Source organism: Thermogutta sp., from assembly GCF_039793925.1.
In the GTDB taxonomy this organism is placed as follows: Bacteria; Planctomycetota; Planctomycetia; order Pirellulales; family Thermoguttaceae; genus Thermogutta.
Map to the genome: position 1 here is coordinate 344 of NZ_JBAMME010000354.1, position 1889 is coordinate 2232.

At 59.7% G+C, this 1889-nt stretch carries 2 protein-coding genes; both read right to left on the bottom strand.

What is annotated here, in order from left to right; genetic code table 11:
* A partial coding sequence (locus tag ABJK56_RS19340; protein ID WP_347246330.1) for a hypothetical protein occupies positions 1 to 251 on the bottom strand: 251 nt, incomplete at its 3' end.
* A 14-nt stretch (positions 252 to 265) separates the two neighbouring features.
* On the bottom strand, positions 266 to 1681 hold the full coding sequence (locus ABJK56_RS19345; protein ID WP_347246331.1) for an ABC transporter substrate-binding protein: 1416 nt from the start codon (positions 1679 to 1681) through the stop codon (positions 266 to 268).
* Positions 1682 to 1889: the final 208 nt, after the last annotated feature.

Here is a 1889-nt window from a genome sequence, read left to right on the forward strand (position 1 = left end):
ATACGGCGAAGAAGGGAGACCAGTTTTATCTTGGCCGGAAGATCGGCCTGGACCTCGCCGTAGGCGAGATCGAGAAAGGTGACCTCGGCGCCGAGGATAGCAGCCGCACGACGGATTTGGTCACGGTAATCCGGCCGAGCCAAAGCCACTGCGGCGTGTACGGAATCCCCGGCCCGGGCGTGCTTGACCAGCGTCCCTCCGCATTCCACGATCTCAAGCCCGTATGTCGCCAAAAGAAGAAGCGTCCGCATTTATGTCTCCCAGCCTATTTCAGGAAGGAGAGCTTGTGGATGATGCCCTCGCCGCGAAGGAAAACCCAGCGATCGTGGGCTGCAGGTCGCACGGCGAAGAGGAGGTCCGGGTAGAAAAGTGTCACGAAAGGGACATCCTGCGCAACGATTTCCTGGATGGCCCACAAGAGCTGTCGACGCTCCGCATGCGAGACTGCCCGGGCTTGAGCCTCAAGAAGTTGGTCCAGGGCGGGGTTAGCGTAGCCCACCACGTTGAGGCGCCCAAGCTCACAGTCGGAATGGAAAAGCCCCAACACATCCGCCTTCGTCATCACAGGCGCCGACCAACCCCAAATGGCCAGGTCGTAGTTCCGTCCCTTGCAAGTATTGAAGTCGGGCCACACCCACTGGTCCACGGTACCCGCTTCCAGAGCGCGCACCTCTAAAGAAATGCCCAAGGGTCGGACGGCCTGGGCGATGAGCTCAGCGGTGCGAATACGGATGGGATCCCCGCTGCGCGTGAGGAGCTCAAAACGCAGGGGACGACCATCGGGAAGGTCACGGATCCCGTCGCCATCCAGGTCCCGATAGCCGAGCTCCTCTAAAGCGCGGTTTGCTTCGTCCACTGAAAGGGTGGGGTATGCGCCCACGCCGGGGTTGTACCATGGTGAGTTGGGGTGGATGAACCCGGGGCTGCCCACAGTGGCATAGCCCAAAAGAACTGTGTTCACCAGGTCCTCCAGGTCCAGAGCACCGGCGAGGATGCGGCGCACACGGGGATCATCGAAAGGAGGACGCCCATGGTTGAAAAGGAGCAGGAAAGACGCGAACCCCGGCCCACCCATGACGCGCACATCCGAACGGGTTTGAAGCTGCGCCACAAGCTCAGGTGGAAGCAGGTGAGCTGCAACGTCGATCTGCCCAGCCAGGAGAGCGGAGAAAGCGGTCATGGCATCAGGAACGATATCAAGGATCAGAGTGGATACGGATGGTTTTCCTGCGAAGTAGTAAGGATTCGCCTCCAAGCGGTAGAACTGGTCGGGAACCACCTGCGCCAGGTAGTACGGCCCGGTGCCCACGGCGTTGCCAAACGTTCTGGGATCCTGAGCCTCCTCCCACAGGTGTTTGGGCACGATGGGAATGTCAGCCAGGGCAAGGTCGAAGGTGGGGTTGGGCTTACTCAGGATAAGGACCACAGTGCGATCGTCAGGTGCTTCCACAGCTACGTCGCGGAGGGGAGCAGAGAAGCGCGGATGGGGCACACGCTGGTAGAGCTCGAAGCTGAACTTCACATCAGCCGCGGTAAAGGGTTGCCCATCGTGCCAGCGCACGTCCGGTCGTACAGTGATCGTCCAAATCAGCCCGTCCGAAGAGACCTCTACGGACTTCGCCAGCCATGGCCGCGGAACGCCGTCAAGATCCACGAGCATCAGAGTGTCATACACAAGCATGAGCAGGTACCAGCCGGGATATCCGCTGCGGTAAGTAAGTGTAGGGGGTAAGGTTGCCTTCGGAGCGGGGAATGGCCATGCGTAAGGGAGCCGCCTGGCCTAAGAGAGCCAGGATTGCACAAAATAGGAACATCTTCCGCATGCACACCTCCTTGGTAACACTTTTCTTAAAATGATAACACCAAGCGAGGTGCGTTCAAGTTCTCAG

Coding starts and splice junctions, on each gene's coding strand:
- ABJK56_RS19345 (WP_347246331.1), bottom strand. CDS start 1,681: ATGCTTGTGTATGACACTCTGATGCTCGTGGATCTTGACGGCGTTCCG.